1 protein-coding gene is annotated in these 1,415 nt (G+C 30.0%); it reads right to left on the minus strand.

Annotation, left to right across the window (positions count from 1 at the left end):
* Positions 1-1,415: GLUG motif-containing protein (locus tag EBF09_RS08955; protein ID WP_332870719.1), on the minus strand; the 1,415-nt coding region annotated here is incomplete at both ends.

The raw sequence follows: 1,415 nt of genomic DNA on the forward strand, positions 1-1,415 counted from the left end.
TTTAAGATTTCATCTAAGATACCACTAATAATAGAAGAATCAAAGTCATCTCTACTTAAGATTACATCGCTTAAGCCTGAATCGGTGTTGTTGTCTCCATTATCTCCACCGTCTATATTTGGTGGAGTAGGCTTGATTATAGTTTCTGCTTTTGATAAAAAATCATTATAGGCTTCCTCTGCATTATTTTGTGTATAGGTATGCAAATTAACTTTATCACTTACATAACCATTGGAATTAAAATCATTCCAAAAGCTACTATCACTATTTGCGTTTTCTAGTGTGTTATTTTGATAATAGATATGTATATTGCTGTTAATAACATTATTGTTACCAAACTCCCCCGCAAATAAACCTGTTTTTTTATTGCCCATTTCAGCTTTTTCATTAAAATAAATATAAATATTTTCAAAGCTATTTTTACCATTATTTACAGAATCTTTTACACTATAAGTTGCACCTAAAAAACCACCTTGATATGTAGCACTATCACTAGAATATATTTTTTTAACATTATTTAAAGCAATATTTTTAAAAGCAATACCACTATTTTCAACAATCCAGCCTGCAAAACCACCTATAGCACCGCCACTTGGATTATCATAAATATGTTCAAAAATAATTTCATTGATATTATTAATTGTAATATTATTAAAAGTGGTATTTCCATTTATAATCCCAACAAACCCTCCTGCTCCAGCCTCTCCAATTCCATGAGCTTTTAGATAGATTCTCTCTATATTTTCTATAGAAATATTATTAACTTGACCATTTCCATAAATACTTCCTGCAAAACCACCTACAGCAGGTCCATATGGCTGCCCTATAAAAATTCCTCTACCAACATGAACATCTATATAAATATCACTTAAGCTTATGTCGCTAAACCCATCATTTTTACTATAACCAATAAAACCTCCATAATGCATTGCGGCCGGATGATAATCTGCTCCATCATTAAAATCCGCTTTAATATCAATATTTTTCAAAGAAATATTTTCAAAAGTGCTACCATAGCTATAGCCAACCACACCTCCAACATATTGAATATTTCCATTAGAAGTTATCGTTACACCATTTAAATAAATATTGGAAATATTTGAGTTATAAGCATATCCTATTAACCCACCCAATACAGGCCAACCTCCTCTATAAAATTTAACATTATCAACAAAAAAATTAGATATTGAATTATTTCCTACAGCCCCAAAAATACCTACATAATCATCATAATATTTAGAAACAGTGATATTTTTAAGTGTATATCCTTGTCCATTAAAATTTGCAGTAAAATAATTGTCCTTATTTCCAACTACATAGCCATCATTATATTCTTTCCCACTAAAATCAATATCCCCCACTAATCTAAATTCATCTATGCTTCTAGTATCTCCTTTATTATTATTCCACCCATT

The sequence above is a fragment of the Helicobacter burdigaliensis genome (assembly GCF_003670295.1).
Taxonomy (GTDB): domain Bacteria; phylum Campylobacterota; class Campylobacteria; order Campylobacterales; family Helicobacteraceae; genus Helicobacter_D; species Helicobacter_D burdigaliensis.